This is a genomic window from Pseudoxanthomonas beigongshangi, from assembly GCF_016820515.1.
Taxonomy (GTDB): domain Bacteria; phylum Pseudomonadota; class Gammaproteobacteria; order Xanthomonadales; family Xanthomonadaceae; genus Pseudoxanthomonas_A; species Pseudoxanthomonas_A beigongshangi.
In genome coordinates this window covers 77,941-101,079 of the sequence record NZ_JADHDV010000014.1, presented here as the reverse complement: position 1 = coordinate 101,079, position 23,139 = coordinate 77,941, and the positions used below count along the sequence as shown (strand labels likewise).

30 protein-coding genes are annotated in these 23,139 nt (G+C 64.6%); 14 read left to right on the top strand and 16 right to left on the bottom strand.

The genetic code is table 11. The features are described 5' to 3' along the window. Positions 1-81: 81 nt before the first annotated feature. Both IQ458_RS12200 and rlmKL read left to right on the top strand, forming a co-directional pair. Positions 82-1,695 (top strand): ABC-F family ATP-binding cassette domain-containing protein, encoded by a 1,614-nt coding sequence (locus IQ458_RS12200; RefSeq protein ID WP_203322974.1) that lies wholly within the window; start codon positions 82-84, stop codon positions 1,693-1,695. 105 nt (positions 1,696-1,800) lie between these two features. Further along, complete coding sequence (gene rlmKL / locus IQ458_RS12195; RefSeq protein WP_203322973.1) at positions 1,801-3,933, top strand: bifunctional 23S rRNA (guanine(2069)-N(7))-methyltransferase RlmK/23S rRNA (guanine(2445)-N(2))-methyltransferase RlmL; 2,133 nt, start codon at positions 1,801-1,803, stop codon at positions 3,931-3,933. A gap of 45 nt (positions 3,934-3,978) precedes the next feature. Here the strand turns inward: rlmKL and IQ458_RS12190 are convergent, their stop codons facing one another. Further along, positions 3,979-4,194, bottom strand: a complete 216-nt coding sequence (locus tag IQ458_RS12190; protein WP_203322972.1) for a SymE family type I addiction module toxin — start codon at positions 4,192-4,194, stop codon at positions 3,979-3,981. A 466-nt stretch (positions 4,195-4,660) separates the two neighbouring features. Between IQ458_RS12190 and IQ458_RS12185 the strand changes: the two genes are divergently transcribed. The 6 genes from IQ458_RS12185 to IQ458_RS12160 all read left to right on the top strand — a co-directional run bounded on the left by IQ458_RS12185 (position 4,661) and on the right by IQ458_RS12160 (position 7,587). Then, positions 4,661-5,005: a hypothetical protein gene (locus tag IQ458_RS12185; RefSeq protein WP_203322971.1), complete on the top strand. Its 345-nt coding sequence runs from the start codon at positions 4,661-4,663 to the stop codon at positions 5,003-5,005. A 94-nt stretch (positions 5,006-5,099) separates the two neighbouring features. Then, a complete protein-coding gene (locus tag IQ458_RS12180; RefSeq protein ID WP_203322970.1) occupies positions 5,100-5,594 on the top strand; it encodes a YybH family protein in 495 nt (164 codons plus the stop codon). A gap of 56 nt (positions 5,595-5,650) precedes the next feature. Then, positions 5,651-6,259: a hypothetical protein gene (locus IQ458_RS12175; protein WP_183638072.1), complete on the top strand. Its 609-nt coding sequence runs from the start codon at positions 5,651-5,653 to the stop codon at positions 6,257-6,259. Beyond that, on the top strand, positions 6,256-6,690 hold the full coding sequence (locus IQ458_RS12170; protein WP_203322969.1) for a hypothetical protein: 435 nt from the start codon (positions 6,256-6,258) through the stop codon (positions 6,688-6,690). Before IQ458_RS12175 ends, IQ458_RS12170 begins: the two co-directional genes overlap by 4 nt. A gap of 32 nt (positions 6,691-6,722) precedes the next feature. Continuing rightward, a complete protein-coding gene (locus tag IQ458_RS12165; protein WP_203322968.1) occupies positions 6,723-7,124 on the top strand; it encodes a hypothetical protein in 402 nt (133 codons plus the stop codon). Positions 7,125-7,272: 148 nt separating this feature from the next. After that, complete coding sequence (locus IQ458_RS12160) at positions 7,273-7,587, top strand: hypothetical protein (protein WP_203322967.1); 315 nt, start codon at positions 7,273-7,275, stop codon at positions 7,585-7,587. 94 nt (positions 7,588-7,681) lie between these two features. Here IQ458_RS12160 and IQ458_RS12155 read toward each other — a convergent pair whose 3' ends face one another. The 5 genes from IQ458_RS12155 to IQ458_RS12135 form a co-directional block, all read right to left on the bottom strand. Further along, complete coding sequence (locus IQ458_RS12155) at positions 7,682-8,263, bottom strand: hypothetical protein (protein WP_183638060.1); 582 nt, start codon at positions 8,261-8,263, stop codon at positions 7,682-7,684. 157 nt (positions 8,264-8,420) lie between these two features. After that, positions 8,421-8,951 carry a hypothetical protein gene (locus IQ458_RS12150; RefSeq protein ID WP_203322966.1) on the bottom strand — a complete coding sequence of 177 codons (531 nt, stop codon included), beginning with the start codon at positions 8,949-8,951 and terminating at the stop codon, positions 8,421-8,423. Further along, positions 8,948-9,667 carry an alpha/beta hydrolase family protein gene (locus IQ458_RS12145; protein ID WP_328805167.1) on the bottom strand — a complete coding sequence of 240 codons (720 nt, stop codon included), beginning with the start codon at positions 9,665-9,667 and terminating at the stop codon, positions 8,948-8,950. The genes IQ458_RS12150 and IQ458_RS12145 overlap by 4 nt, the downstream gene beginning before the upstream one ends. Further along, positions 9,562-10,815 carry a hypothetical protein gene (locus IQ458_RS12140; RefSeq protein WP_203322964.1) on the bottom strand — a complete coding sequence of 418 codons (1,254 nt, stop codon included), beginning with the start codon at positions 10,813-10,815 and terminating at the stop codon, positions 9,562-9,564. Before IQ458_RS12140 ends, IQ458_RS12145 begins: the two co-directional genes overlap by 106 nt. Positions 10,816-11,074: 259 nt before the next feature. Then, positions 11,075-11,476, bottom strand: a complete 402-nt coding sequence (locus tag IQ458_RS12135) for a winged helix-turn-helix transcriptional regulator (protein ID WP_203322963.1) — start codon at positions 11,474-11,476, stop codon at positions 11,075-11,077. A 51-nt stretch (positions 11,477-11,527) separates the two neighbouring features. Between IQ458_RS12135 and IQ458_RS12130 the strand changes: the two genes are divergently transcribed. Next, on the top strand, positions 11,528-12,112 hold the full coding sequence (locus tag IQ458_RS12130) for a hypothetical protein (RefSeq protein ID WP_235996800.1): 585 nt from the start codon (positions 11,528-11,530) through the stop codon (positions 12,110-12,112). A gap of 83 nt (positions 12,113-12,195) precedes the next feature. On the opposite strand, the gene IQ458_RS12125 is transcribed toward IQ458_RS12130, so the two are convergent. Genes IQ458_RS12125 through IQ458_RS12110 form a run of 4 tightly spaced genes read right to left on the bottom strand, consistent with a single transcriptional unit; the run spans position 12,196 to position 13,700 of the window. Next, complete coding sequence (locus tag IQ458_RS12125; protein ID WP_203322999.1) at positions 12,196-12,426, bottom strand: hypothetical protein; 231 nt, start codon at positions 12,424-12,426, stop codon at positions 12,196-12,198. 18 nt (positions 12,427-12,444) lie between these two features. Further along, positions 12,445-12,711 carry a hypothetical protein gene (locus IQ458_RS12120; protein ID WP_203322962.1) on the bottom strand — a complete coding sequence of 89 codons (267 nt, stop codon included), beginning with the start codon at positions 12,709-12,711 and terminating at the stop codon, positions 12,445-12,447. Between the two features lie 9 nt (positions 12,712-12,720). Next, positions 12,721-13,041 (bottom strand): YkgJ family cysteine cluster protein, encoded by a 321-nt coding sequence (locus tag IQ458_RS12115; protein ID WP_183638045.1) that lies wholly within the window; start codon positions 13,039-13,041, stop codon positions 12,721-12,723. Continuing rightward, on the bottom strand, positions 13,038-13,700 hold the full coding sequence (locus IQ458_RS12110; protein ID WP_183638041.1) for a class I SAM-dependent methyltransferase: 663 nt from the start codon (positions 13,698-13,700) through the stop codon (positions 13,038-13,040). The genes IQ458_RS12115 and IQ458_RS12110 overlap by 4 nt, the downstream gene beginning before the upstream one ends. A 187-nt stretch (positions 13,701-13,887) precedes the next feature. Between IQ458_RS12110 and IQ458_RS12105 the strand changes: the two genes are divergently transcribed. Beyond that, positions 13,888-14,184 carry a hypothetical protein gene (locus IQ458_RS12105; RefSeq protein ID WP_203322961.1) on the top strand — a complete coding sequence of 99 codons (297 nt, stop codon included), beginning with the start codon at positions 13,888-13,890 and terminating at the stop codon, positions 14,182-14,184. A 30-nt stretch (positions 14,185-14,214) separates the two neighbouring features. Here the strand turns inward: IQ458_RS12105 and IQ458_RS12100 are convergent, their stop codons facing one another. After that, complete coding sequence (locus tag IQ458_RS12100) at positions 14,215-14,898, bottom strand: type 1 glutamine amidotransferase domain-containing protein (protein ID WP_203322960.1); 684 nt, start codon at positions 14,896-14,898, stop codon at positions 14,215-14,217. A gap of 150 nt (positions 14,899-15,048) precedes the next feature. Then, positions 15,049-15,489, bottom strand: coding sequence for a MerR family transcriptional regulator (locus tag IQ458_RS12095; protein ID WP_203322959.1), 441 nt, complete (start codon positions 15,487-15,489; stop codon positions 15,049-15,051). Between the two features lie 202 nt (positions 15,490-15,691). On the opposite strand from IQ458_RS12095, the gene IQ458_RS12090 reads away from it, so the two are divergent. Both IQ458_RS12090 and IQ458_RS12085 read left to right on the top strand, forming a co-directional pair. Continuing rightward, complete coding sequence (locus IQ458_RS12090) at positions 15,692-16,525, top strand: alpha/beta fold hydrolase (protein WP_203322958.1); 834 nt, start codon at positions 15,692-15,694, stop codon at positions 16,523-16,525. A 69-nt stretch (positions 16,526-16,594) separates the two neighbouring features. After that, on the top strand, positions 16,595-17,521 hold the full coding sequence (locus tag IQ458_RS12085; RefSeq protein ID WP_203322957.1) for an SDR family oxidoreductase: 927 nt from the start codon (positions 16,595-16,597) through the stop codon (positions 17,519-17,521). A gap of 12 nt (positions 17,522-17,533) precedes the next feature. On the opposite strand, the gene IQ458_RS12080 is transcribed toward IQ458_RS12085, so the two are convergent. Genes IQ458_RS12080 through IQ458_RS12070 form a run of 3 tightly spaced genes read right to left on the bottom strand, consistent with a single transcriptional unit; the run spans position 17,534 to position 20,271 of the window. After that, a complete protein-coding gene (locus tag IQ458_RS12080) occupies positions 17,534-17,785 on the bottom strand; it encodes a hypothetical protein (protein ID WP_183638028.1) in 252 nt (83 codons plus the stop codon). After that, positions 17,782-19,098, bottom strand: a complete 1,317-nt coding sequence (locus IQ458_RS12075) for a TFIIB-type zinc ribbon-containing protein (protein ID WP_203322956.1) — start codon at positions 19,096-19,098, stop codon at positions 17,782-17,784. The genes IQ458_RS12080 and IQ458_RS12075 overlap by 4 nt, the downstream gene beginning before the upstream one ends. Positions 19,099-19,119: 21 nt before the next feature. Next, the gene (locus IQ458_RS12070; protein ID WP_183638023.1) at positions 19,120-20,271 is read right to left on the bottom strand and encodes an SPFH domain-containing protein; all 1,152 of its coding nucleotides are present in this window, start codon (positions 20,269-20,271) and stop codon (positions 19,120-19,122) included. Positions 20,272-20,599: 328 nt separating this feature from the next. Between IQ458_RS12070 and IQ458_RS12065 the strand changes: the two genes are divergently transcribed. After that, complete coding sequence (locus tag IQ458_RS12065; protein WP_203322955.1) at positions 20,600-21,415, top strand: S1 family peptidase; 816 nt, start codon at positions 20,600-20,602, stop codon at positions 21,413-21,415. Positions 21,416-21,457: 42 nt separating this feature from the next. Here IQ458_RS12065 and IQ458_RS12060 read toward each other — a convergent pair whose 3' ends face one another. After that, a complete protein-coding gene (locus IQ458_RS12060) occupies positions 21,458-21,784 on the bottom strand; it encodes a YciI family protein (protein ID WP_183638016.1) in 327 nt (108 codons plus the stop codon). A 407-nt stretch (positions 21,785-22,191) separates the two neighbouring features. On the opposite strand from IQ458_RS12060, the gene IQ458_RS12055 reads away from it, so the two are divergent. Next, positions 22,192-23,139, top strand: coding sequence for a 3-keto-disaccharide hydrolase (locus IQ458_RS12055; protein WP_203322954.1), 948 nt, complete (start codon positions 22,192-22,194; stop codon positions 23,137-23,139).

Sequence of the window (23,139 nt, the reverse complement as noted above, 5' to 3'; positions counted from 1 at the left end):
GATGCCGCCGTCGCTTCAGACGGCCCAGGTTCCCGCCGGCCCCGCGCCGAGGGAGTTCCCGTGGCATCACATGGAATCCGCATGACGAATCTTTTCCTGACGCTCGACCGCGCGTCGCTGTCCCTGCCCGACGGCAGGATCCTTTTCTCCGGTCTCGACCTGCACCTGGACGACCGTCCGACCGGGCTGGTGGGGCGCAATGGCGTGGGCAAGAGCGTGCTTGCGCGCTTGCTGGCCGGAGAGGTCGAACCCACCGCCGGCAAGCGCGCCGCCAGCGGCCGCGTGCACTACCTGCCGCAACAGATCCGCGTGCCGCCCGGCGCCACCGTCGCCTCGCTCGCCGGCGTCGATGGCCCGCTGGACGCGCTTGCGCGCATCGAGGCCGGCAGCGCCGACGTGCGTGATTTCGATGCATTGGGCGATCGCTGGGACATCCGCCAGCAACTCGCGCAGGCATTGGACGCGCAGGGCCTGCCGGATCTCGCGCCGGATCGCGCCGCCGACACCCTCAGCGGCGGCGAGGCGATGCGCGTGGCGCTGGCCGGTGCCTTCCTGTCCGAGGCCGACTTCCTGATTCTCGACGAGCCCAGCAACCACCTCGACGCACCGCAACGCCAGCGCCTGCACGCGCAACTCGCGCAATGGCAGAACGGCCTGCTGGTGATCAGCCATGATCGCCGCCTGCTCGACACCTTCGCCCGCATCGAGGAACTGTCGCCGCACGGCCTGCGGACCTACGGCGGCGGCTACGGTTTCTACGCCGCGCGCAAGGCCGAGGAACAGGCGCAGGCGCAGCGCGAACTGGAGCAGACCAAGGCCGCCGTGCAGCGCCAGGAACGCGCGCTGCGCGAACAGCGCGAACGCCAGCAGCGCCGGCAGGCGCGCGGCAACCGCGACGCGCGCGACGCCAACCAGGCGCCGATCCTGATGGGCTTGCGCAAGGATCGCAGCGAGGACAGCGCCGGCCGCTTCGCCGCCCGCCAGCAGGCCGCCCGCGAACAACTGGGCGCGCAGTTGCGCGAGGCCGCGCGCAGGCAGGAGCCGACGGTGGAACTGGCCCTGTTCGCGCCCGATGCGACCTCCGCGCAGGACCGTATCGCCCTGCGCCTGGAAGACGCGGTGCTGCCGTTCGTACCTGCCACCGCCCAAGGCATGAACCTCACTCTCACCGGCCGCCAGCGCATCGGCATCACCGGCGCCAACGGCAGCGGCAAATCCACGCTGCTGAAGGTGCTGGCCGGGCGGGTGCCGCCCTTGTCGGGGCGCCGCCGCGCGCACGTGCCAGTGGCGTGGCTGGATCAGCGCCTGGCGGGGCTGGATCCCGCCTCCAGCGTGCTGGCGCAGTTGCGCGAAGCCAACCCGGACGCGGGCGAGGCGGCGCTGCGCACCCGGCTGGCGCTGCTCGGACTGGACGCCGGCCACATCGACGGCCCCAGCGCGAAACTCAGCGGCGGCGAGCGCCTCAAGGCCGCGCTGGCCTGCGTGCTGTACGCCGCGCAGCCGGCCGGTCTGCTGTTGCTGGATGAACCCGGCAACCATCTGGATCTGGCCGGGCTGGACGCGCTGGAAAGCATGCTGCGCCAGTACCGCGGCGCGCTGGCCGTGGTCTCCCACGACGAGGCCCTGCTGGAGCGGCTGGACCTGACCCACCGCCTGGAGCTGTCGCGGGAAAGCTGGGCCCTGTCGCTCGCCTGACGCGCACGGGGCCGGTTTTCCGTGTGTTTCCACCCCCGATCCGGCAAAATTGCCCGGCAAAACCGCGTCCGTCCGCGCCCCGTCGTCCCGAGTTCCGGAGTCCACTTGAAGTTCTTTGTTTCCTGCGCCAAGGGCCTGGAGTACCTGCTCGCCGACGAGCTGACGGCGCTGGGCGCCCACCGCGCCACCGCCACCATCGCCGGTGTCAACGTCGAAGGCGAACTGGGCGACGCCCAGCGCGCCGTGCTCTGGTCGCGTCTGGCCAGCCGCGTGCTGTGGCCCATCGCCGATTACGACTGCCCGGACGAACAGGCGCTCTACGACGGCGCCGCCGCCATCGCCTGGGAAAACCACCTGCGTCCGGAACTCACCCTCGCGGTGGACGCGCACGTCTCCGGCCAGACCATCACCCACGCGCGCTACGCCGCCCAGCGGATCAAGGACGCGGTGGTGGATCGCCTGCGCCAGCAGGGACTGGAACGCCCCTCGGTGGATGTCGACCAGCCGGACGTGCGCATCAACCTGTCGCTGCGCAAGGGCCGCGCCACGCTGTCGATTGATCTCGGCGGTGGTCCGATGCACCGCCGCGGATGGCGCCGCGAACAGAACGAGGCGCCGCTGAAGGAAAACCTCGCCGCCGGTGTGCTGATGCGCGGCGGCTGGCCGGCGCTGTACCACGCCGGTGGCGCGCTGCTGGATCCCATGTGCGGCAGCGGCACCCTGTTGATTGAAGGCGCGCTGATGGCCGCCGACGTCGCCCCGGGCCTGCAACGCCACGGCAACGCGCTGCCGACGCGCTGGCTGGGCTTCGACACGCAGGCCTGGCGCGATCTGTTCGCCGACGCCGTCGCCCGCGAGACCGAGGGCCGCCGCGCGCTGCAACCGCGTTTCTTCGGCAGCGATCTGGATTCACGCGCCATCCGTGCCGCCAGCGAGAACGCGACCCTGGCGGGATTGGCCGGACAGATCCAATTCCAGACCCGCGACGTCGCCCAACTGGAAGCCCCCGGCGAAGGCGGCGGCCTGGTGGTCTGCAATCCGCCCTACGACGAGCGTCTGGCCGCCGACGCGGCGCTGTACCGCATGCTCGGTGACGCGCTGCAACGCGCCGTGCCCGGCTGGCGCGCCAGCCTGCTGTGCGGCAACGCCGATCTGGCCCACGCCACCGGCCTGCGCGCGCAGAAGAAGTACCAGGTGTTCAACGGCGCCATCGAGTGCGCGCTGATTGTCTGCGATCCCGTCGCCGCGCCCGCCCGCGAGCGCAGCGAACCGCGCCCGCTCAGCGAAGGCGCGCAGATGGTCGCCAACCGCATCCGCAAGAACCTCAAGAAGCTCAAGAGCTGGCGCGCCCGCGAGGCCGTCACCTGCTACCGCGCCTACGACGCCGACCTGCCCGAATACGCCGCCGCCATCGACGTGTACGAGGCCGAGAACGACGGCGGCATCTACCTGCACATCCAGGAATACGCCGCCCCGGCCAGCATCCCGGAAACCGACGTGCGCCGCCGTTTCAGCGAACTGCTGGCCGCCGCGCGCGAAGTCTTCGCCGCGCCGCCGGATCGGGTGGCGATCAAGTCGCGCGCGCGTGGCAAGGGCGGCAGCAAGTACGGCCGCTTCGATCAAAAGGACCAGACCCTGTGGGTGCGGGAAAACAACGCCCGACTGCAGGTCAACCTGTTCGACTATCTCGACACCGGCCTGTTCCTGGACCACCGCCCGCTGCGCCGGCGCATGGCCCAGGAAGCGCGCGGCAAACGCTTCCTCAACCTCTTCAGCTACACCGGCGTCGCCAGCGTGCAGGCCGCCGTCGGCGGCGCGGCCACCACCACCAGCGTGGACCTGTCCGGCACCTACCTGGAATGGTGCGGGCGCAATCTAGCGGGCAATAACTTCGGCGGCGCCCAGCATCGCCTCGTGCAGGCTGACGCTGTGCGCTGGCTGGAAGCCGAGCAGGGCGAATACGACCTGATCTTCTGCGACCCGCCCACCTTCTCCAACTCCGCCCGCGCCGACGACTTCGACATCCAGAAGGAACACGTGCGCCTGCTGCGCGCGGCGGTTGCCCGGCTGGCCCCCAACGGCGTGCTGTACTTCAGCAACAACTTCCGCCGCTTCCGCCTGGACGAAAACGAAATCGCCGCCTTCGCCCGCTGCGAGGACATCACCCCGCAGACCATTCCCCCGGATTTCGAGCGCAACGCCCGCATCCACCGCTGCTGGAAGCTCACCCGCTTCTGAGCCCGGATACCGCCGCCCCGCAGATCGGGGTGGCGGCCATACCCACTAATCCGACTTCACCGGCTCCAGCACTAGACGGCCGGCGCGTATGCGCACCTGGATGGTCTGCCCAATCGAGAATCCGGCCTGCTCCAGCCAGCGCCCTTGCAGGCGCAGCGAGGGGAAGGGCGGGGTGGGGCGGCCCTTGCCGGTGTGGGGGTAATAGGCGTAGCCGATTTTGAGTTGGCGCTGCCGGGGAAACTTCCGTGATTGACCAGCCATCTTGGCTCCTAGCGGTTCGTTGATACCGCGCCCCCTGTTGAAAGAGGCGACCGAGTACTTCAACACCGCCGCTAGACGGCCCCCAGCTTTCCCCGGCAAGCCGGGTCTTGTATGACTGGGCGCTACTCGGCCAGAAGCTGGCCTTGGAGTTGGTCCATCTCTAGATTGGGGATGAGCCGCTAGCGGAGGGTGTGTTGAGCACCGGTGGTTAAGCTAGGTTCCTCAAAGACCAAAGGCCATAACGCTGTTTGTCGGTTGACTGCTTATGATCTAGAGCGGACATCACCCTTCTCTATGCTGGACCAGTAGATCAGGGTGGTTCTACGGCTTTTTAGCTGGAGCCAGCAGCCCTAGTATCGACATGTATGAAAGGGGGGCGGGGCATACGGTACGCTATGGATGGGTCGGATAGCCGAATCCCGAAGATCCGATTATTAGTCGTTAGGTGCTTTAGCAGGTGAATCGCGTGCCAAGCCCACAATATTTGATTGCCCACGCCTGTTTTGACTGCCGCAAGAGCTTCAAGATAACTCCCCGAAAAGATTTGTCGGCTGTTTGTCCTAATTGCGGCGGGAACATCCAAGAAATGGGGCGCTCATTCAAGGCGCCGCCTGCCAAAGACCTTGAGCAATGGGAAAAGATAAAAGTGCTGTTTGCAGCCGGTTTCCGCTTCTCCAGCTATCGCAGCACTCTCGGGCCACCGCTTCCGGACAGGTTGGCCGACGCCGCGGCCTTTATCCGCGATAATCCGGCACATCCCCTTCGAGTGGCGGCGCCTAACAATTCGTTCGGAAAACAGTGTTCAGAATAGATTTTCTGGCTACACGGTTTAGTTCGATCCGCGGCCGCCTGTTGCACCTCTCTTCCATTGCCCCAATCACTGAACTTCAATCGGGCGGAGACCAATGAACCATCCTTTCCTTGCTGTTGCCGTCCTTTGCCTGATGTCAGCAACTGGGCCATCGCTTGCCCAGGACGCCCCGAAGCCAGCCACGCCCGCAGAAGTTCCCAGCGTTACGCTGCCACCCGAACTGGATCGAGTACTCCGCGACTACGAGCGTGCATGGCGAGTGGGTGACGCGGCGGCCCTCGCGGCGCTGTTCGCGGAGGACGGCTTCATCCTGCAAAGCAATCGTCCGCCCGTCCGCGGACGCAAGGCCATCCAGGCCGCCTATGAAGGCGGAAGCGGCGGCCCGCTGCGGCTACGCGCGCTCGCCTTTCACGCCGAAGCCACGACCGGCTACATCGTCGGCGCCTACGGCTACGGCGATGGACCCGGCGACACCGGCAAGTTCACCCTCACGCTCCGCCGCACTCCCGGCCAGCCGTGGCTGATCTTCTCGGACATGGACAATCAGAACGCACCGCCGAAGCCTCGGCGTGCTTCGGATACGCCTTGAAGAGCGGGGCGGCTATCAAACATCCCGGGATTCAGATATGAGGTAGTGGGTATCGCATGGAAGAACAACGTACATTCTGGTCCTGGTTCGAGCGGAACGAGGCAAGATTTCGTGACATTGAGGTGCCGGAGAAAGAGCAACTGCTCGACGAATTGCTGGACGCCCTGCACGAGTATTGCCCCCATCTCTGGTTCGAGACCGGGAGGGCAGAGGACGGACACAACGAGCTGATCATCTCGGCGGAAGGCGACACGCGCCACTTCTCAGCGGTCCGCACCCTCGTTGCCGCTGCCCCGTCGATTCCGGGGTGGAGGTTCATCGCGTTCAAGCCCGGCAGCGGATTCGGCTTCGTCACCGACTACGAAGGCATCACATTCAGCCCGGAAGCGGCATGGTTCATGCCACTCCGATCAGCCAGCGACCCGACCGGGCTTGGCGTTCGCGTGGGCTACGCACACTACGATGCGGCCCGAGAGCAGGCATTCCTGACAGGAACCTTCATCATGCTGGAGTGCGCCATCGGTGAGCTCGCGCTCGCCGAGCAGGTGCAGTACATCGAGGTGATGGCATTGCCATCCAGCCCCGAATCCAGTGGGTACTTGCCCCTCCCGGAACTCGCGGGCCTACTGGTTGCGGAAGTGCCTTCAAAAGGGAGCGCTTCGTGAAGTTGCTCGGGTTCTCAATCGTGGATGATTTCATTTCGCTTCAGTGCGATGCGAGGCGTTTCGATCTTCATAACGATTTCGAATTCGTTGAGTTCCTGTACAACCTCACGAAGCGGACCTTGGTACTGCGCTGGCATCGTCGCTCCCGTAAATGGGTGAAGCCAACGGATCCCGTTGAACTTCGTCTTGCCTTCTCCGGCGTTTACCTGTTCAAGGTCCGCGAGCGGGATCCGGACGTGCCATACACCGAGGACGACTGCCTGAGCGCAATCGGATTCATGTGGGACGACATGGTTGAGGAAATGAATGGTTTTGCCAGGAACGAACCCATAGAGGGATGCACACAGGTGGCTGCGATGTTCATGAGCGGCTTGAGCATCAAGGTGGGCGCGGAGTCCGTAGCATTGGTTGTTACGGAAGCGCCCGTTTAGAGTGCGATATCGGGACAGGGAGACATATCGCCATGCGACCGTGGGAAAGAATCCTGGTCATTGCCATGCTCGCCCCCCTCCTGGCAGTCGCCGGATACACGGGTTATCTCTGGGCCACCTATCTTGATGAGACGGTTGTCTCCGGCACGGCCTACGGATTTACCATCGGCGCTTCCAGGCAGGAAGTGCTGGCGGCGGCCAGAAGCCTCAATGACCGCCCGCGTGCAGTCGTGTATATCAGCTACGGTCCGAGAACCGGGGACCACTTCAGCATCGCGCCTTTGCAGGTACGAATAGAACAACTGCAAGCGCACGACCAATGGGACGTACTTCTTGATGGGTCGGACAAGTTCTTCAATTCGGTCCGCTTGACTTTTAACGACGACAGACTGGTCGAGATCCATCGTCACAGGCAGCGCTTCGAAATACCCTAGGCAACACGCTTTGCCAATACCATTTTCGGAAAGGTCGGTTCACGGTATTTTGTTGTTAAGAGAGCCGGATTCTCGGTCACTATCAATGCTCATTCGATTCGCCACGCTTGCAATGGACCGAGACTCTGGCTATGCCAGCGGAATCTTGGTGGCTGCACATACCTTGCGCGTTGAAGGTGATCTGACCTCGGACGAGCATCTGGAATTGCGCGAAGCGTTGTCCTGGTTCAACGAGGAACTGTTCGTGCCCAAGGTGCTGGAGCGGCCAGAGCATCGCCGAGCGATCTCCTGGTTCAAACCAGCGGCGGAGGACGCCATTCGACGCATGTGGCACCTCAAGTACCTGCTTGACCGCCATGGCCACCATGTCGAAGTACTCAGGACTTCGGAACCGGGTTCAGTGGTTTATGAGGACGATTGGCAGCTGATCGCAAAACCGCGAAAGGGACAGCAGTTCTGGTAAAAGACCGGGTTCAAAGCACTGTCATTGCGGAACAGGACGTGCTTTTTCTGTTCCAGAGTGGCTGGAAAGAGGGGCATCTGGGTGACGCATGAGGCTATTCGGATCCATGCAGGACGACGTTCTGAATGAACTCATCCGCGTCGGTTTTCAGGTGCGCGTGGCGCGTCAGGCCACGGTGCGAATACAGGATGGATACGCCTACGGATTCATCCGCTGGATGGCGGCAATACAGGCCATCCAGCTCCAACAGTAGCGGTCCATTTGCGCCTTTGGCTCCCCGGTCCTTTGAAGTGGCCCGGTAGCGTACGCATGGGTACGCTCGCTCGCTTGAATACTTGATGGATTGTTCCAGCAGTTCATACCGGTCAGGCATCTGAGGGTCGGTGTCGCTCGCGGATGACCTTCTAATCAGCTCCTCATACTCCTCGGGCGAGTTGGCGGGTCCCATTCGGAACAGCGCGACGGCCGCAACAAAGGAATTGATCGCCTCGCCACGGGAAAACCGCACCTCGAAATCGGATTCGCTTTGCATCCGCCAATTTCCTCCCGCAGGGCTGCTCACCGTCATGTAAGGGGTGGAAAACACTCCGGTGGGCGGTGCCTCGGGGGCGGTGCTGCTGACATCCGCAACCAGAGTGCTCGACAACAACAAGGTGGCTAGCGCGGTAAGCTTCATATGTATGAAATCTGTCGGGCGAGTAAAGAATGGGGTCGGCAAAAAAATAGGAAGAGTACTCTACTTGCCTGACGAGACCGCGCTCTGAACGCGGTTCCTGAGGCTGGCTGGCATTGGCGCCATCTTGAGCCAAGATCAGGGCCGACCTGTCGCGCGGCTACTTCATGAATTCGACCGGCACCAGCACATCCTCGTGTGTCTGTCTTAGCGGTGTGATGGGCTTGGACACCTTGAAGGGCGGAGTCAGTCGCCCCAACCATGCCAGATTCTGTTCGTTCTCGCGAAAGACGCCCTCCATGACGACATACTGGTAAGGAAACTGCTGGACCAATTGCTCCAGCGTCGGGTGGTCGCCCTCGATGGCCAGGGCGTTGACCGCGATGTCATTCTCATAGTCCTGTTGATTGGCATAGAGCGTCGGGATGCCGTAGCGCATGGCGAGATACCCGGTGATGATGATTCTGCGTCCGGCGACCTCGCCCGGCGCGGTCGCCAGTCGGGTGAAGCTGGTGAGACAGGGTTTGTCCGAGCCAGGCACGCGGTTGAAGCAGATGGGGGCAGGGTCCGAATCAGCGGCGGGTACCGCTGCTGGCATCGAACTCCAGAGTGTCGCCAGGACTGCAATCAGCAGCACCTGGGTGATCCCCATCATCCATAGCCATTTCCTCATCCGGGCTTCGGCGCTCATTGCGCGTCCGCGGTACGGGCACCCGCACCCGTACGCGCCTGCGTGTGTTTCGCGAGGAAGGCGAGCAGCCGCGTATAGAAATCGACCTTGTCGGCATCGAGCATCAACCCGTGTCCCGCATTCGTATACTCGTGGGACTCCACCTCGACACCTGCCTGGCGCAACGCCTTGGTCATGCGCCTGGCGTGGGCGATGTCGACGCGGGCATCCAGCTTGCCGTGCACGATCAGCACCGGCACCTTGACCGCGGCCGCGTTACCCACCGGGGAGCGCTCCGCGAGCACCTTCTGGTCCTTCCCCACCACTTTCGCCAGGTATTCCAGGCCGTAATCGCTGCGGCGGATATTGCCCCACTTGTACAGCTTGGCGAGATCGTAGGGGCCCGCGCCACCGACGACGCAGCGGTACAGCGACGGCTCGCGAACCGCGCCCATCAGCGCCGCGTAGCCGCCGTAACTCCAGCCGGAGATGCAGATGCGGTCCGGTGCGGCGATGCCTTCGGCGATGGCCCATTTCGTGGCGTCGGTGATGTCGTCCTGCATGGCGCGGCCCCATTGCATCCAGCCGCTCTGCTGGAATTGCCGGCCGTAACCGCCGGAGCCCCGGAAATTCACCCGCAGAACCGCATAGCCCTGGCTGGCGAGCAGCGCGGCTTCGCTGTCATACATGGCCGAGTCGTACACGCCATGCGGCCCCCCATGGGGCACGACGACCATCGGCAAGCCGGTCTCCGGCGCCTGAGGGGCAGGGTGAGGATGCCATGGAGCGTGATGCCGTCGCGCGCGGTGAGAACGACTTCCCGGTTCTTCGGGAGGCTTGTTTCCGTCAGCCATGATTTCGCGCGTGCAAGCAGCGATGCCTTCTGGGTCGCGCGGTCATACAGGTACCAGGTGCCGGGGTCGCGATCGCCAACGGTGCTGACGATGGCCTTGCCGGCATCGGCGGAGGTACTGGTGATACTGACGATACGTCCGGGGAAGGCCGCGATGATCGAGGCGATGGCCTGCGCGTCGGGATGCGCGGCATTCCAGATCACCGCCTGCGGCCGGGTCGCGCCGTAGTACGCCCCGATGGGGGTCAACTTGTCGAACGCGAGGATGTAGCGGATGGGGTCGGAAGTCGCATGGCGATATACCTCGGTACGTTTGCCGGTCGCGAAGTCGTAACGCTCGATGACGTCCGGACCGCTGGACCTTTCCGCCTGCAGGAAACCAGAGGCGCCGTCACGGTCCACGCCGATGGCCCAGACGTCGACACCACTCTCCTTGCTGTCATTGACTAGCGTCCAGCCCTTGTCCTCGCCGATGTGTGCATGGAGCTTGGTATCCGCCTTGTCGTCGACGGAGGTGGCGAATCGCACGTTGCCCCGCCGGTCGGGGAAGAGCACCGAGTCGCGATCGGGTGCGGTGATGATGGCATCGCCGATGCGGTTGGTGTGTCCGATCTCCACCTTGTGCACGGCGTCGAAGCAGCCACCTTCACCCCAGTTGGTGCATTGCGTGACCAGCAGATGATCCGGATCGCCGTCGATGGTGGCCAGGAAGTTGGCGGGCACCATGTAGCGACCCTTGCCGTCACTCTGGACGATTGCCATGACCGGCTTGTTGATCGCGAGATTGTATCGCGCCATCACCGCGTTGGCCGATACCAGAAAGCGCGTATCATCCAGCCAGCGCAGCGTATGGATCTCGCCACCATCGCCTGGATTGAAGCGCGTCAGCAACGTCAGCGTCTTGGTTTCGCGGATGGTGACGAAGGTGCGGTCATCCGCGCGCTCCGCGACCGCCAGACGCGTTCCGTCCGGCGATATCTGGACATTCTCGATGGTCGGGCGCTTGAGGAAGGCCAGCCAGGCCGGCGACATACCGGTAGGCTCATCTGCCCGTATGGACCCGGAATGAGCTGCGCAAGCGAAACAAATCACGGCAGCAGCAACGCGTACCGTGGATGGAACCTTCCCCATGTTCTGAATTCCCTTTGCCCCGGATGCCTGGATGTTCCCCATGGCAAGTCTAGCCGGGGTGGGATCGGGCTTCCAACCCCTCAGGACGTTTCGCTTGGGACAGATGCCCGCCGCATCGGTCCATTCGTGCTTTATTTTGTTGCTCGCGTTTGTTGTGCTTTCAACCAGGGACCGCTGCACCACATCCCATGCTGTCTGATCGTGGTTCAGCCGCTGCTCGCCGCAAATGGCCTTCCCCCCACACCCGCACCCCTTCCACAATCGGCAACAGGGTCTTGCCGTACTCCGTCAGCTGGTAAATCACCGGCGCAGGCACGCTGCCGGTGGGAGTGCGATCGACCAGGCCATGAGCTTCGAGCTCCCGCAGTTGTTCGGCGAGTACCTTGTTCGAGATCGGGGTGACGCGGTGTTGCAGGCCGGCGAAGTGCAGTTCGCCGTGCGCCAGCCAGTAGAGGATCGTCAGTTTCCATTTGCCGCCGATGGCCGCGAAGGCGGCCGCCAGCGGGCAGCCTTCTAGCGGATTGGGCCGGGCATGGTTACCCGCAGGTACCTTCTTGTTCATGCTGGCCTCGCGTTCCTATCCTGCGCGCATCATGGGAGACGGGACGACACGATGCAAAACCCCGCGCGAAGCTGGCTCGGCGGCACCTGCCTGGCCATGGCATTGCTGGCGATGAACGCGCCGGCACAGCCACCGCAGGCCGCTCCCGCCGCCGCGCCGGGCGACGGCCAGCACGACTTCGATTGGGAAATCGGCACCTGGAAGACCGAACTGCGGCGGCTGGCCAAGCCGTTGTCCGGCTCGCACGAGTGGGTGGAGTACGCCGGCACCAGCGTCGTCAGCAAAGTACTGGACGGACGCGCCAACCTGGTTGAACTGCGCGTGGCGGGCCCGACCGGAAACATCGAAGGCGTGAGTCTGCGCCTGTACAACCCGCAGGCCGGGCAGTGGAGCCTGCACTACGCCGGCGCCCGCAGCGGCACCCTGACCCGTCCGGTCCACGGCAGCTTCCGCAACGGGCGCGGCGAGTTCTACGGCCAGGAAGACCTCGACGGCAAGGCCATCCTCGTGCGCTTCGTCATCTCCGACATCACGCCCCATTCGGCGCGATTCGAGCAGGCTTATTCGGACGATGGCGGGCGCAACTGGGAAACCAACTGGATTGCGGTGGATACGCGCATCGGGGATGCGGAGTAGGGCGGGGGAATCACACCCTCAAGGCCCGCTTCGGCAATGCATTCCAGAACCTGCGCGGTGACGGGAACGCGGTAGCGATCGGGTCAAGGGGAACGCTTGCGATGGATGCGTGGCTGCTCCGGCGGCGATGCCGTCACGGGCGTGCGCTCCGGATCCGTTTCGCTTCCCGTACCGGGCGCCGCCGCATCGGGTGGAGGTGTGTCGGGCGCGGACGCAGCCGCATCGCGTTTGCGGCTCTTCTTCTCTTCCAGCTTCTTTTTCTTGGCCAGTTCGCGCTGGCGCTTCTCGAAGGCGTAGTTGGGGGTAACGGGCAAGGAGATACTCCTGTTCGCTCAGCGTCGGTGTTTGGCGGCGGGGCTGCCGTCAGCGGGCGGGATGGACTTGCCGTCCTGGCCTGGCTTGCTCCGCGTGTACGTCGTGCCCAGTACTTCGATGGTCCCGCCGTCGCGGTGGAAGGCGACCAGGTCGGCCGCCAGGGTTTCGTGCGTGAGGGGGATGCGGTCGCTGCTGCCCGGGTGGCGCGCGAACATCCGGCTGACTTCGCGATGGCCTTTCGGCGAGGTCGCGGCGTTCGGTATCTGCTTGCGGGGGCGGGACATGCGGCTCTCCTATGAGTACAGCGTCAGGGGGATGCCACGCGAGGTGCTGTCCAGATATTCGGTGCGCACCGCGCGGCAGTAGGGTCCCAACATGACGAAGCGGCGACACACATCGGGTCGTGTGTCATAGATGGAACAACACATGCGTGCCGCGTCGATGGCCACGCACCAACCTTCCGCATCGCGCGCCATCACCGTCAGGCCGGCCGGCGTGTGCTCGGTCAGATGCGCGGGAATACGGTCTTCCGGCTGCAACACGACCGTCAGGCGGCAGCACACGGCATCGCAACTCGCGCACAGCGGCAATTCGGAAGCAGGGATGGCGCTCATGCGGCCAGTCCCCGCCGGTAGTGCAGCAGCCGGCCGCGATGCGGAGGGGCGTCGCGGTCGTCCATCGGACAGGGCGTGGCGTCCACCCCGAACCCCTGCGCCGCCAGCATGTGGCTGAAGCGCGCACTGTTGCCGCGCCCGGGATCGGTGATCAGCACCTCCGCACGGGGTTCCGCATGGCGTTCGATCACGGCGCTCAGTACGTCCGCACTGTCGCGCTCGTACAGGACATCGCTGGCGACGATCGCATCGAAGCGACCCAGTGACGGCAGCGGGGTATCCCAGCGGAGCTGCCGGTAGTTGAGCGCCGGCAGGCAATTCAGCGCGGCGTTGTAGGCCAGGAATACCTCCGCCAGCGGATGCATGTCCGATGCGACCACGTTGGCGCCGCGCTTCTGCAGCACCAGACTGGCCAGGCCGATACCGCAGCCGATCTCCAGGATGCGCTTGCCGGCGATGTCAAAACGCTGCATTGCCTGGGCCAGCAGGCGGCCCGCAGGCCAAAGCTGCCCGAACAGACTCCACTGCGCCGATGAAATGCCGATGCGCGCGCCATGACCGTCGGGGTCGGCGAATTGCTGCTTGTCGCTCAATACGCGCAGGCGATAGACATGACCACCCACGGCGTGGCGGGTCTCGCGGACTTGGTAGCCCGTCATGGGCACTCCAGGAGGTGCGTCTGCCGGAAGGACGGTGACGCGTGAAGAAAAGCGCAGCGAGCGACGGTGGGACGGTCGGACGGGACGCACGATGTTGCCGCGCCATCGTACGCCATAAGACGTGCGCGAACCTGAAGCGGACCAGGGAGCAAGACGGACGGTAGCCCCGAGGTCTACACGGCCATCCATGCGGTCATCGGTCCGCCCTGCCGGTCTTTCCGGCGATGGCGGCCCGCAGGGACCGATTCCTGCCGCTCCGCAGCCGGGACAGGCTGCACCACCGGTCCAAGGCGGCTTTCGCAACGCCCGCTGCGATTTCTGTGGTCAGGAAGACCACGACGGTAAAGCCATCCTCGTCCGCTTCGTCATCTCGGATATCACGCCGAATTCGGTGCGATTCGAGCAGGCTTATTCGGACGACGGCGGACGCAACTGGGAAACCAACTGGATTGCGGTCGATACGCGCATCGGGGACGCGGAGTAGGGCGGGGTGGCCGCTTCCGATGTTGGGTGATCAAAGCAGTTCGATCACCCGCGTCGCCGTCACCTTGGCCGACGCCGGGTTCTGCCCCGTCACCAGACGGCCGTCGACGACCGCTTTCGGGACAAACGGGAGCAACGCCTTCTCGTATCTCGCGCCGCGTAGCTTCATCTCTAGCTCGGCGTTGTAGGGCATGTCCCTGGCAACGCCGGCCAGCATTTCCTCGCGCCAGGAAAAACCCGTGATCCTGCGTCCGGAAACCAGCAGCGAACCATCGGACAGCTTCGTATTCAATAGGCCACAGTAACCGTGGCACACGGCGGAGACGACGCCTCCGCGCTCGAAGATTGCGCGGGTGATGCGCTGGAGTCCGGCGCTGTCCGGGAAGTCCCACATCACGGCGTGTCCGCCGGTGAAATAGATGGCGTCGAAGTCCGCCGGGTCGATGTCCTCGGGACGGGCCGTGTCCGCCAGCAGCGCCATCCTGTTCCGGTTCTCCAGCCATGCCTTGGCGGAGGCGTCCAGCAGCGGCCACTTCAGCGCCCGCGGTTCCAGCGGCGACACGCCGCCCCGGGGACTCATGATCCGCTGTTCGAAACCCTTCGCTTCGAACAGGTCGTAGGCATGCGTCAGTTCGGACAGCCACAGGCCCGTCGGATGGGACGGGTCGTCGAAGTGCCCAACGTTGCTGACAACATGGAGGATGCGGCGGGTCATGAGCGATAGGGCCGGTACAGGAGCATCAGGGGCAATCGAGTGCGTTCAGCGGTCGGGACAGGAACGATGCCGGCGACGCATCATTCCGGGAGTCCGGTCCTCACACTAGGATTCAACCCCGGTTGAAGGTCAAGCCGGGGAAGCATCGTCTCAGGTTTCGCGCGCCTTGCGAGGCGATGACACCACGCCCTGGCCGCGCAGCCGGTCGAGTACCCGCATCCGGTTGTCCGCGCAGTCGATGCCGTCCGGTCGATCCTCGATGCTTTCGATGGCGACCAACAGCTGCGCCTTGCTCTGCTTCAGACGTTTCATCAAGACGTCGATTTCGATGATCCTGGCCTCTAGCGCCCTCCGCAGTTCGTCGTGGTCCCAACGGCCATTGCCGAGCGGCAGCAGGTGGCGGATCTGTTCCAGCGAGAAACCGGCGCGCTGGGCGCTGTCGATGATTTCCAGCACCGCAGCCGTCTCGACCGGGTAATCGCGATAGCCGTTGGCCTTGCGGGCCACCGCCTGGAGCAGGCCGGCGCTCTCGTAGAAGCGGATGCGCGAGGCGGAAAGGCCCGTCAGTTTCGCCAGTTCGCCAATCTTCATGCCGTCCATCCGGAACCATTGACCTTGAAGCTTACTTTAAACATACAGTGGCGCAACGCTCCGGACCGCATGCTTCGGAGCGGCTCGCGGTTGGATGCCGGGCCGGCTCCGTCCCGGCGTGTCATGCGCATGCAAACCGCGTCCGGGACATTCGTTTCGCAACTGGCGACTTCCCTCCCACCCACTGCTCAGGAGAAGACCCATGGGATACGTAACGACGAAAGACGGCGTCGAGATCTTCTACAAGGACTGGGGCCCGCGCGATGCGCAGGTCATCCATTTCCATCACGGCTGGCCGCTCAGTTCCGACGACTGGGACGCGCAGATGATGTTCTTCATGAACAAGGGTTTCCGGGTGGTCGCGCATGACCGACGCGGGCATGGCCGATCCAGCCAGGTCTGGGAAGGCCACGACATGGATCACTACGCCGACGACGTGGCGGCGGTGGTCGAGAAGCTCGGCACCCACGGCGCGATGCATGTCGGGCATTCGACCGGCGGCGGGCAGGTGGTGCGCTATATCGCGCGGCACGGCCAGGACAAGGTGTCCAAGGCCGTGCTCATCAGCGCCGTGCCGCCGCTGATGGTCAAGACCGAGAGCAATCCGGGCGGGACGCCAAAGGAGGTGTTCGACAACTTCCAGGCGCAGGTCGCGGCGAATCGTGCGCAGTTCTACTACGACGTTCCCGCCGGTCCCTTCTATGGCTACAACCGCCCCGGCGCCAAGCCGTCGGAAGCGGTGATCTGGAACTGGTGGCGGCAGGGCATGATGGGCGGCGCCAAGGCCCACTATGACGGCATCGTCGCGTTCTCGCAGACCGACTTCACCGAGGATTTGAAAGGCATTTCCATCCCGGTGCTGGTGATCCACGGCGACGACGATCAGGTCGTGCCCTACGATGACTCGGGCGTGCTGTCGGCGAAGCTGGTGAAGAACGGCCGGCTCAACACCTACAAGGGCGGGCCGCATGGCCTTCCCACCACGCATGCCGACCAGGTCAACGCGGATCTGCTGGCCTTCCTGCAGGAAGGTTGAGCGACGCTGGTACGGATCCGCACGCCCCGCGCTGGACGCGGGGCGTGTGTCGAAACGCAAGAGGCAATGATGCAGACGATACTGGGCGCGAACGGCCAGATTGCCGTGGAACTTGCGCGCGAATTGCGGCGCAAACACACCCATGATCTGCGACTGGTCAGTCGCAATCCACGCAAGGTCAATGACACCGATGCCGTGGCATCCGCGGACCTACTCAATGCCGGACAGACCGCCAGGGCAGTCGAGGGCAGCCGCATCGTGTACTTCACCGCCGGCCTGCCACCGGACACCGCGCTATGGGAGCGGCAGTTCCCCACGATGCTGGAGAACGCCCTGGACGCATGTCGGGCGACGGGCGCGAAGTTCGCCTATTTCGACAACACCTACATGTACCCGCAGGATGACCGGCTGCTGACCGAGGATGCACCTTTCGCACCTGTCGGCCGCAAAGGCCGGGTGCGCGCGCAGATGGCCACGAGGGTGCTGGAGGAAATGGCGCGCGGTGACATTCCGGTACTCATTGCCCGTGCGCCGGAGTTCTATGGCCCCGGCAAGACCCAGAGCTTCACCAATGCGCTTGTGACCGATCGCCTGAAGGAAGGAAAGTCACCACGCGTTCCGGTACGCGACGATACCCGGCGCACGCTCATCTGGACGCCCGACGCGAGTCGGGGTCTGGCCTTGCTTGGCAATACGCCCGATGCCTATGGCCAGACCTGGCACCTGCCATGCTGTGACGAACGGCCGACGTATCGACAGTTCGCCACCCTGGCCTGCGAGGCGTTCGGCAGGCCGGTGTCGTATGAGGTCATCGGCAAATGGCGCCTGGCCGTCGCGGGGTTGTTCTCCCGCCAAGTGCGGGAAATCCGCGAACTGCTTCCGCGCTACGAACAGGACAACTTGTTCGACTCAGGCAAGTTCAAGCGCCGATTCCCGGCATTCGAAGTGATGAGATATCGCGAGGGGATCGACTTGATCCGGAACGGCGGCAGCTGAGACAGGCCGCGCTCACCCATCATCCCGCTGCACCCGCGCCCGATAGTCACGCACATTGTCGCCACGGATACGGGTCTCCTGCGTACCGGTCACGGTATCGACCTTCGAGTCCGAGCCGGTCACCGGCTTGGCCTCGATCGTGGTCTCGCGCTCGAAGGCGTGTGACTTGTCGGTGTTGCGGTAGTACCGGTACAGGGCCCAATAGAGCGCCGTCGCGCCGACCGGGCCGGCTGCCAGCAACCAGAGTCCGCCGTCGTCGCTCATGACGCCACCACCAGGAACCAAAGGACCAGGGATTCGATGAAAGTGCCGGTGGCCAGCGCGGCCAGCAGCAGTTTCCATTGCTGCACGGGCACGCTGCCCATGGTTTCGCCGGTACGGCCGTTCACCGCGATGTAGTGCAGCATGCCGCCGTTGCGGCCGGGCTGGTGATAGGAGTACAGCCACACCGGCAGGTACATCGACACCCAGCGGGTGCCGTGGACTTCGAGCTGCTCGCGCTCCCAGCGCACGCCGCGGTCGTAGCGGCGCACGGAGCTTTCGACCTGCGCGCGCGCGATCGACAGCAACTGGTCTTCCAGCCTCGGCCGCATCCGCTCGACGTCCAGGTTGCGTTTCTCCGAGGTGAAACCCAGCAGGTACGAGGCGTTCCACTTCAGCGCGTTCTTGGTGTCGAACGGCAGGATGGTATTGATGATGTTGTTGGTGTTGACGCGGGTGTCCAGGTTGCCGCGATCGGACGAGGATTCCAGCGGCAGGTCGTCCACGGTGAAATCCACCGCGCGGTTCACCTGGTACACGTCGGCGTCGTAGTAGGTCTTCTTCTTGTCGCCGCTGCCGCGCGTGTATTCGCGGGTCTTGATTTCACCCTTGCCGGTGACGGCGGCGCTCGCGTTGCCATCGACGATCATGTAGGGCAGGTAGACGCCGACGACATTCTCGGGCGTGAACTGTTCCTTGAACGCCTTCAGCGCGAACAGGCGGCGTTTGTCCACGAACTGGCGGATGCGCGCGACCGCATCCTCCTTGCCGATGTGGAACGGCAGCACGGCATCGGGCACCGCGCCGTTGGCGACCTGTTCGTTGACGCCGAACACGTGACGGCACCAGTGGCAGCGTGCCGTCATCGTGGTTTCGGTATTGACGGTGACCTCGGCGCCGCAGCCGGTGCATTTGAAGCTCATCAGGCTGGCGGCGTCGGCCTCGATGTCCCGCGCGCCCGAGGCGATGACGGTGCCGCGCAGTTGGTCGAGGCCTTCGCCCAGCCCGAATTCCTCTTCCACGCGCGCGCCGTGCCATTCATGGCGGCAGTACTGGCAAACCAGCACGTCGGTGCCGAGCCTGAGGCGGACATCGGTGGCGCCGCATTTCGGACAGCGGTTCAGGCCGTCCTTGAGTTCGGCGGCGGACGTGTCCAGCGTCATCGGATCAGGCGCCTCCAGCTCATCGCGGATGGCGCCGGGCAGGGTGGCCGGATCGACCGGAAACTGGCCGGGCAGGGGCGGCACGTCCCGCGGCGAGCCGGGGCCGGCCACGGGCGCCGCCGGCAACGGCGGCGGGGTCTTGGGGTCGGACATGGGTGCGGAACGCCTGCTCGCTTACAGACCCAATGCCTTGGCCTTGAGCGCGTCGTAGTCGGCCTGGGTGATGAGGCCGAGGTCCAGCATCTCCTTGGCCTTCTTCAACCGGGCCACCGGGTCTTCGGCCGCGGGCGCGGCCGGGGCCACCGGCTGCTGCAGGCTGCCGACACCGCCGACCATGCCGGTCGCCATGCCCAGTCCGACCAGCCCGGCGGCGCCGCCGTTCTCGCCGGCCGACTGGATGCCCTGCGCCACGCTGGCCTGCAGGTTGGAGTTGCCGCGTCCGCCGGACAGCGCGTCGGCGCGCTGCACGGTCTTGAGCAGTTCGCGGGTGTTGGCGTCGTACTCGATCGAAACGATGGCGGTCTTGACGATCGCCAGCCCGCGTTGCGAGCTCCACTGGTAGCCCTGCTCGACCGCGTCCGACAGGCTTTTGGCGAAGCCCAGCGAGTCCTGCTGCAGCTTGGTGATGCGATTGCCCTTGGCCGGATCGTTCGTGTACAGGCTGAAGGCCGGCGCCAGCGAACCCACCACTTCATTGAACAACTGGCTGGCGGCGGCGTTGTCCATGTCGGTGAAATCGAATACCTCGCCCGGCTGCAGGTAGCGCGCCGGCACGAAATTCTTCACGAACAGGATGGGGTCGGTGATCTTCAGCGTGTAGGAACCGCGCGTCACCGCGCCGACCTGGGTATTGAGGAAGCCGTCGTCCCAGTAGATTTCCGACTGGGTGCCGAAGCGGTTGTCGGGCAGTTCCTTCAGCGAAACGAAGAACGCGGCCTGCTGGGAACCCGGCTGGCCGCCGAACTTGAAGCGCTCCCAGCTTTGCTTGATCAGCGGGCTCACCAGGCCGTCGCCGGCGAAGATCGACTGCGAGTTCACGTCGTCCGAGCGCCATTCATAGCCACCCGGTTCGGCGACGAAGCCGGTCACCGCGCCGTCCTGGAACAGCAGCAGTCCGTAGCCCTCGGGCACGACGATCTTCGACCCGTTGGTGATGATGTTGGAGGAGCCGCGGGTATTCGAACCCCGCCCGGCATTGGTCCCGCGCGGAACCGCCGCGAACAGCGCCGCCGTCGCCGGCAATCCTTCCGGCACGGTGTAGAAATCCTTCCACTGGTCGGCCAGAACACCGCCAACCGCGCCTGCCACCGCCTGTACAAGACCCATGACCAACTCCCTTCTGTTCGTGGACGGGCACCGTGCCCCTATGCTCGCCGCACTATACCAGTGCGGTGGGTCGGGAAAGGTTGCTGCGCGGGTCCAAGGGTGGATGCGTGGGGCGCGGGTTAGGCAGTGGCGAGGCCGGTGAGCCGCCGCTTGTTGTGCCGCTGGTTGTCATGCAGGGGTCGCAAGCCCTGTGCACACTCCTCCGGTTCTCCCGGGATTGCGCGAAGACCTTCGTGCGCCATGAGGGGGACGCAGATCGGGCACGTGGAAACGGATTCAAGTATCTTCCCGCTTCACCAGAAAACGCACTCCGACCCCGGCCTTGCACATGACCCGAACCTTGTTGCTTACCGCGCTCCTCATCGCGTCATCGACGGCCGGCGCCATCGTCATTCGACATGACGTCGATGATGCGAAGTACCGGATTCCGGCCTCCGAGTTTCCTGCCCTCGTCGACATGCCCGGTGAAGGGCACGGAATATTGATTGCTCCCCAGTGGGCCATCACCGCGGCGCACACGATTCCCGCGCATTCAAAACTGGAGCAGGTCGTCATCAACGGCGTACCCAGAAGCGTCGAACGCGTCGTCACCCATCCCGGCTACAAGACGGTGCCGCATGACCTGATCGAGCAGGCCACGGCCACCGGAGAGGCGATGTTGATCGTGGTGTTCCTTGCCAATTCCGACGACGTCGCCCTGATCAAGCTGAAACAGCCTGTCGAGGACGTCGCTCCCGTCGCGCTCTACAAGGACGGCAAGGAGTTCGGCCAGATTGTAGAGATCGTGGGGAAGGGCGCGACGGGCACGGGCGCGAGCGGTTACGCTCCGGAAAGTCCCCATCGGACGGAGCTTCGCCGCGCGTTCAACAAAGTCAGCAGCGCGCATGACCGCTGGTTCTGCTACGAATTCGACGAACCGCCGGCGGCCCTGCCCCTGGAGGGCATACTGGGCAACGGGGACAGCGGCGGCCCGGTGCTGATCCAGAACGAGGGCCAACGGGCGTTGGCCGGACTGGCGTCCTGGAAATTCGTCCACGGCCACGTCATGACGGCACGGCCGGGACGCTACGGGCAGATCAGCTGCAATGTCCGCGTGAGCCATTACCGCGAGTGGATTGAAGGCGTGATGTCGGGGCAACCGTAGGCGGTGATGTAACGGACGGTTTGGCTGCGCCAGCTTTACGGTTCAAACAATGACCCGCAACTCCTGATCGCAGCGACAAGCCTTCGCGATACGTGCGGCCCATGCGATGGCCTCCTCGCGCGAAGGCAGTTCCAGCACGGTGAAGCCGCCAGTGAGTGGGGGCGCCCAGGAATAGCCACCTTCGGCGAAGGTGCCGTTGGCCGAAACGAGTACGGGGGACACGCTTTCCTCGATGCCGCCGGCGAAGAGGTAGACGCCGGCCGCCTTGGCCTCGTCGATCACGGCATTGGCGTCACGGCCCACCGCCTGCATTTCGTCATCGGGCACGACCATCGCCGCGCTGGGAAAGGAAATCAGGTACATCGCCATGGTGCCCTCGTCTTGTCTGGGGAAACAACGCCGCGTAGAGCGGAGCTTGCTCCGCTGCCTTCCGCCTCCCGGAGAGAGCCGGTCGCTCCCATTCCGGACCGTTATGCCTGGCGAGAGGGAGATTGCATGATGCCCGAATCGATGTCGCATCAAAGCGTCGAGGTCCCGGCAGGACCCTGACGGACGAAGCTTCCTTTATCTGAACAGGGCGCCTCCTGCCGGATACGGATTTTCTCGCACCGCACAAAATGAAAGGCCACTTTCCGGCGGCGCGTTGCGAAGGGAAACCCGATGCCAATCCGATACCTTCTCCAGCACTGGATTCGTGGAAATGTCCGGCCTGGCACGTAGCGTTGTCCAGCGCTGTCATTTAAAGTCGGTCGCCTCTGCCAGCAAACGGGAACGCCATGTCCGCTCGCCGAACCCCGCCAGCACTGCTCGCGCTTGGTCTGCTCGCGAGCCTGTCCGCCGTTTCCGCGACGGCTGCGGAAAATCCCGCCGACGCGCTGACTGGACGCTGGGACATCACCGTGCATACGCCCACCGGCGACGTGCCTTCCTGGCTGGAAATCCGCCGCTCCGGCGCGAGTGCGCTGGTCGGACAGTTCGTCGGCGCGGCCGGCAGCGCGCGACCGATCGCGCGGGTGGAAACGGACAACGGCGAAATGCGCTTCGCCATTCCGCCGCAATGGGAGGGAGGCAACGACCACCTTTCGTTCCAGGGACATCTGCGGGATGGCAAGCTCTCCGGGACGATGCAATTGCCGGACGGCAAACGCCACGACTGGAGCGCGGTGCGCGCGCCGTCGTTGCAGCGCGCGGAACCGCCGCGCTGGGGACAGCCGATCCGTCTGCTCGGCGGCAAGGGGCTGGAAGGCTGGCGTGCGATCGGCCAGTCCTCGCAATGGTCCGTGCAAGACGGCGTGCTGCGCAATGCCAAGGCCGGCGCCAACCTGGTCAGCGAACAGCGCTTCACCGATTTCAAGCTGCACGTGGAATTGCGTTTTCCCAAGGGCAGCAACAGCGGCGTGTACCTGCGCGGACGCCATGAGGTGCAGATCGCCGACACCTTCGGCGAGCCGGCCAGCGACAGCCTCGGCGCCATCTACGGTTTTCTGGCGCCCAGCGAGGATGCTTCCGCGAAGCCCAGCGAATGGCAGTCGCTGGATATCACCCTGGTCGGGCGCAAGGTTACCGTCGCGGTCAATGGCAAGACCGTGATCTGCGATCGCGAGATTCCCGGCATCACCGGCGGCGCGCTGGACAGCGACGAAGGCGCGCCGGGTCCGCTGATGCTCCAAGGCGACCATGGCCCCGTCGAGTTCCGCAACATCACCCTGACCCCGGCGTTGTGA

Excerpts from the sequence above, each read along its gene's own strand:
- IQ458_RS12140 (WP_203322964.1), bottom strand. The coding sequence starts at position 10,815 with ATGTCGCCGGCCTGGCTGGCCTTCCTCAAGCGCCCGACCATCGAGAAT.
- IQ458_RS12095 (WP_203322959.1), bottom strand. The coding sequence starts at position 15,489 with ATGAAGATTGGCGAACTGGCGAAACTGACGGGCCTTTCCGCCTCGCGC.
- IQ458_RS12165 (WP_203322968.1), top strand. The coding sequence starts at position 6,723 with ATGCGACCGTGGGAAAGAATCCTGGTCATTGCCATGCTCGCCCCCCTC.
- IQ458_RS12180 (WP_203322970.1), top strand. The coding sequence starts at position 5,100 with ATGAACCATCCTTTCCTTGCTGTTGCCGTCCTTTGCCTGATGTCAGCA.
- IQ458_RS12130 (WP_235996800.1), top strand. The coding sequence starts at position 11,528 with ATGCAAAACCCCGCGCGAAGCTGGCTCGGCGGCACCTGCCTGGCCATG.
- IQ458_RS12190 (WP_203322972.1), bottom strand. The coding sequence starts at position 4,194 with ATGGCTGGTCAATCACGGAAGTTTCCCCGGCAGCGCCAACTCAAAATC.
- IQ458_RS12055 (WP_203322954.1), top strand. The coding sequence starts at position 22,192 with ATGTCCGCTCGCCGAACCCCGCCAGCACTGCTCGCGCTTGGTCTGCTC.
- IQ458_RS12060 (WP_183638016.1), bottom strand. The coding sequence starts at position 21,784 with ATGGCGATGTACCTGATTTCCTTTCCCAGCGCGGCGATGGTCGTGCCC.
- IQ458_RS12150 (WP_203322966.1), bottom strand. The coding sequence starts at position 8,951 with ATGAGCGCCGAAGCCCGGATGAGGAAATGGCTATGGATGATGGGGATC.
- IQ458_RS12105 (WP_203322961.1), top strand. The coding sequence starts at position 13,888 with ATGCGGTCATCGGTCCGCCCTGCCGGTCTTTCCGGCGATGGCGGCCCG.
- IQ458_RS12100 (WP_203322960.1), bottom strand. The coding sequence starts at position 14,898 with ATGACCCGCCGCATCCTCCATGTTGTCAGCAACGTTGGGCACTTCGAC.
- IQ458_RS12110 (WP_183638041.1), bottom strand. The coding sequence starts at position 13,700 with ATGACGGGCTACCAAGTCCGCGAGACCCGCCACGCCGTGGGTGGTCAT.
- IQ458_RS12090 (WP_203322958.1), top strand. The coding sequence starts at position 15,692 with ATGGGATACGTAACGACGAAAGACGGCGTCGAGATCTTCTACAAGGAC.
- IQ458_RS12070 (WP_183638023.1), bottom strand. The coding sequence starts at position 20,271 with ATGGGTCTTGTACAGGCGGTGGCAGGCGCGGTTGGCGGTGTTCTGGCC.
- IQ458_RS12065 (WP_203322955.1), top strand. The coding sequence starts at position 20,600 with ATGACCCGAACCTTGTTGCTTACCGCGCTCCTCATCGCGTCATCGACG.
- IQ458_RS12200 (WP_203322974.1), top strand. The coding sequence starts at position 82 with ATGACGAATCTTTTCCTGACGCTCGACCGCGCGTCGCTGTCCCTGCCC.
- IQ458_RS12115 (WP_183638045.1), bottom strand. The coding sequence starts at position 13,041 with ATGAGCGCCATCCCTGCTTCCGAATTGCCGCTGTGCGCGAGTTGCGAT.
- IQ458_RS12135 (WP_203322963.1), bottom strand. The coding sequence starts at position 11,476 with ATGAACAAGAAGGTACCTGCGGGTAACCATGCCCGGCCCAATCCGCTA.
- IQ458_RS12085 (WP_203322957.1), top strand. The coding sequence starts at position 16,595 with ATGCAGACGATACTGGGCGCGAACGGCCAGATTGCCGTGGAACTTGCG.
- IQ458_RS12175 (WP_183638072.1), top strand. The coding sequence starts at position 5,651 with ATGGAAGAACAACGTACATTCTGGTCCTGGTTCGAGCGGAACGAGGCA.
- IQ458_RS12120 (WP_203322962.1), bottom strand. The coding sequence starts at position 12,711 with ATGTCCCGCCCCCGCAAGCAGATACCGAACGCCGCGACCTCGCCGAAA.
- IQ458_RS12075 (WP_203322956.1), bottom strand. The coding sequence starts at position 19,098 with ATGTCCGACCCCAAGACCCCGCCGCCGTTGCCGGCGGCGCCCGTGGCC.
- IQ458_RS12080 (WP_183638028.1), bottom strand. The coding sequence starts at position 17,785 with ATGAGCGACGACGGCGGACTCTGGTTGCTGGCAGCCGGCCCGGTCGGC.
- IQ458_RS12145 (WP_328805167.1), bottom strand. The coding sequence starts at position 9,667 with ATGGTCGTCGTGCCCCATGGGGGGCCGCATGGCGTGTACGACTCGGCC.
- IQ458_RS12155 (WP_183638060.1), bottom strand. The coding sequence starts at position 8,263 with ATGAAGCTTACCGCGCTAGCCACCTTGTTGTTGTCGAGCACTCTGGTT.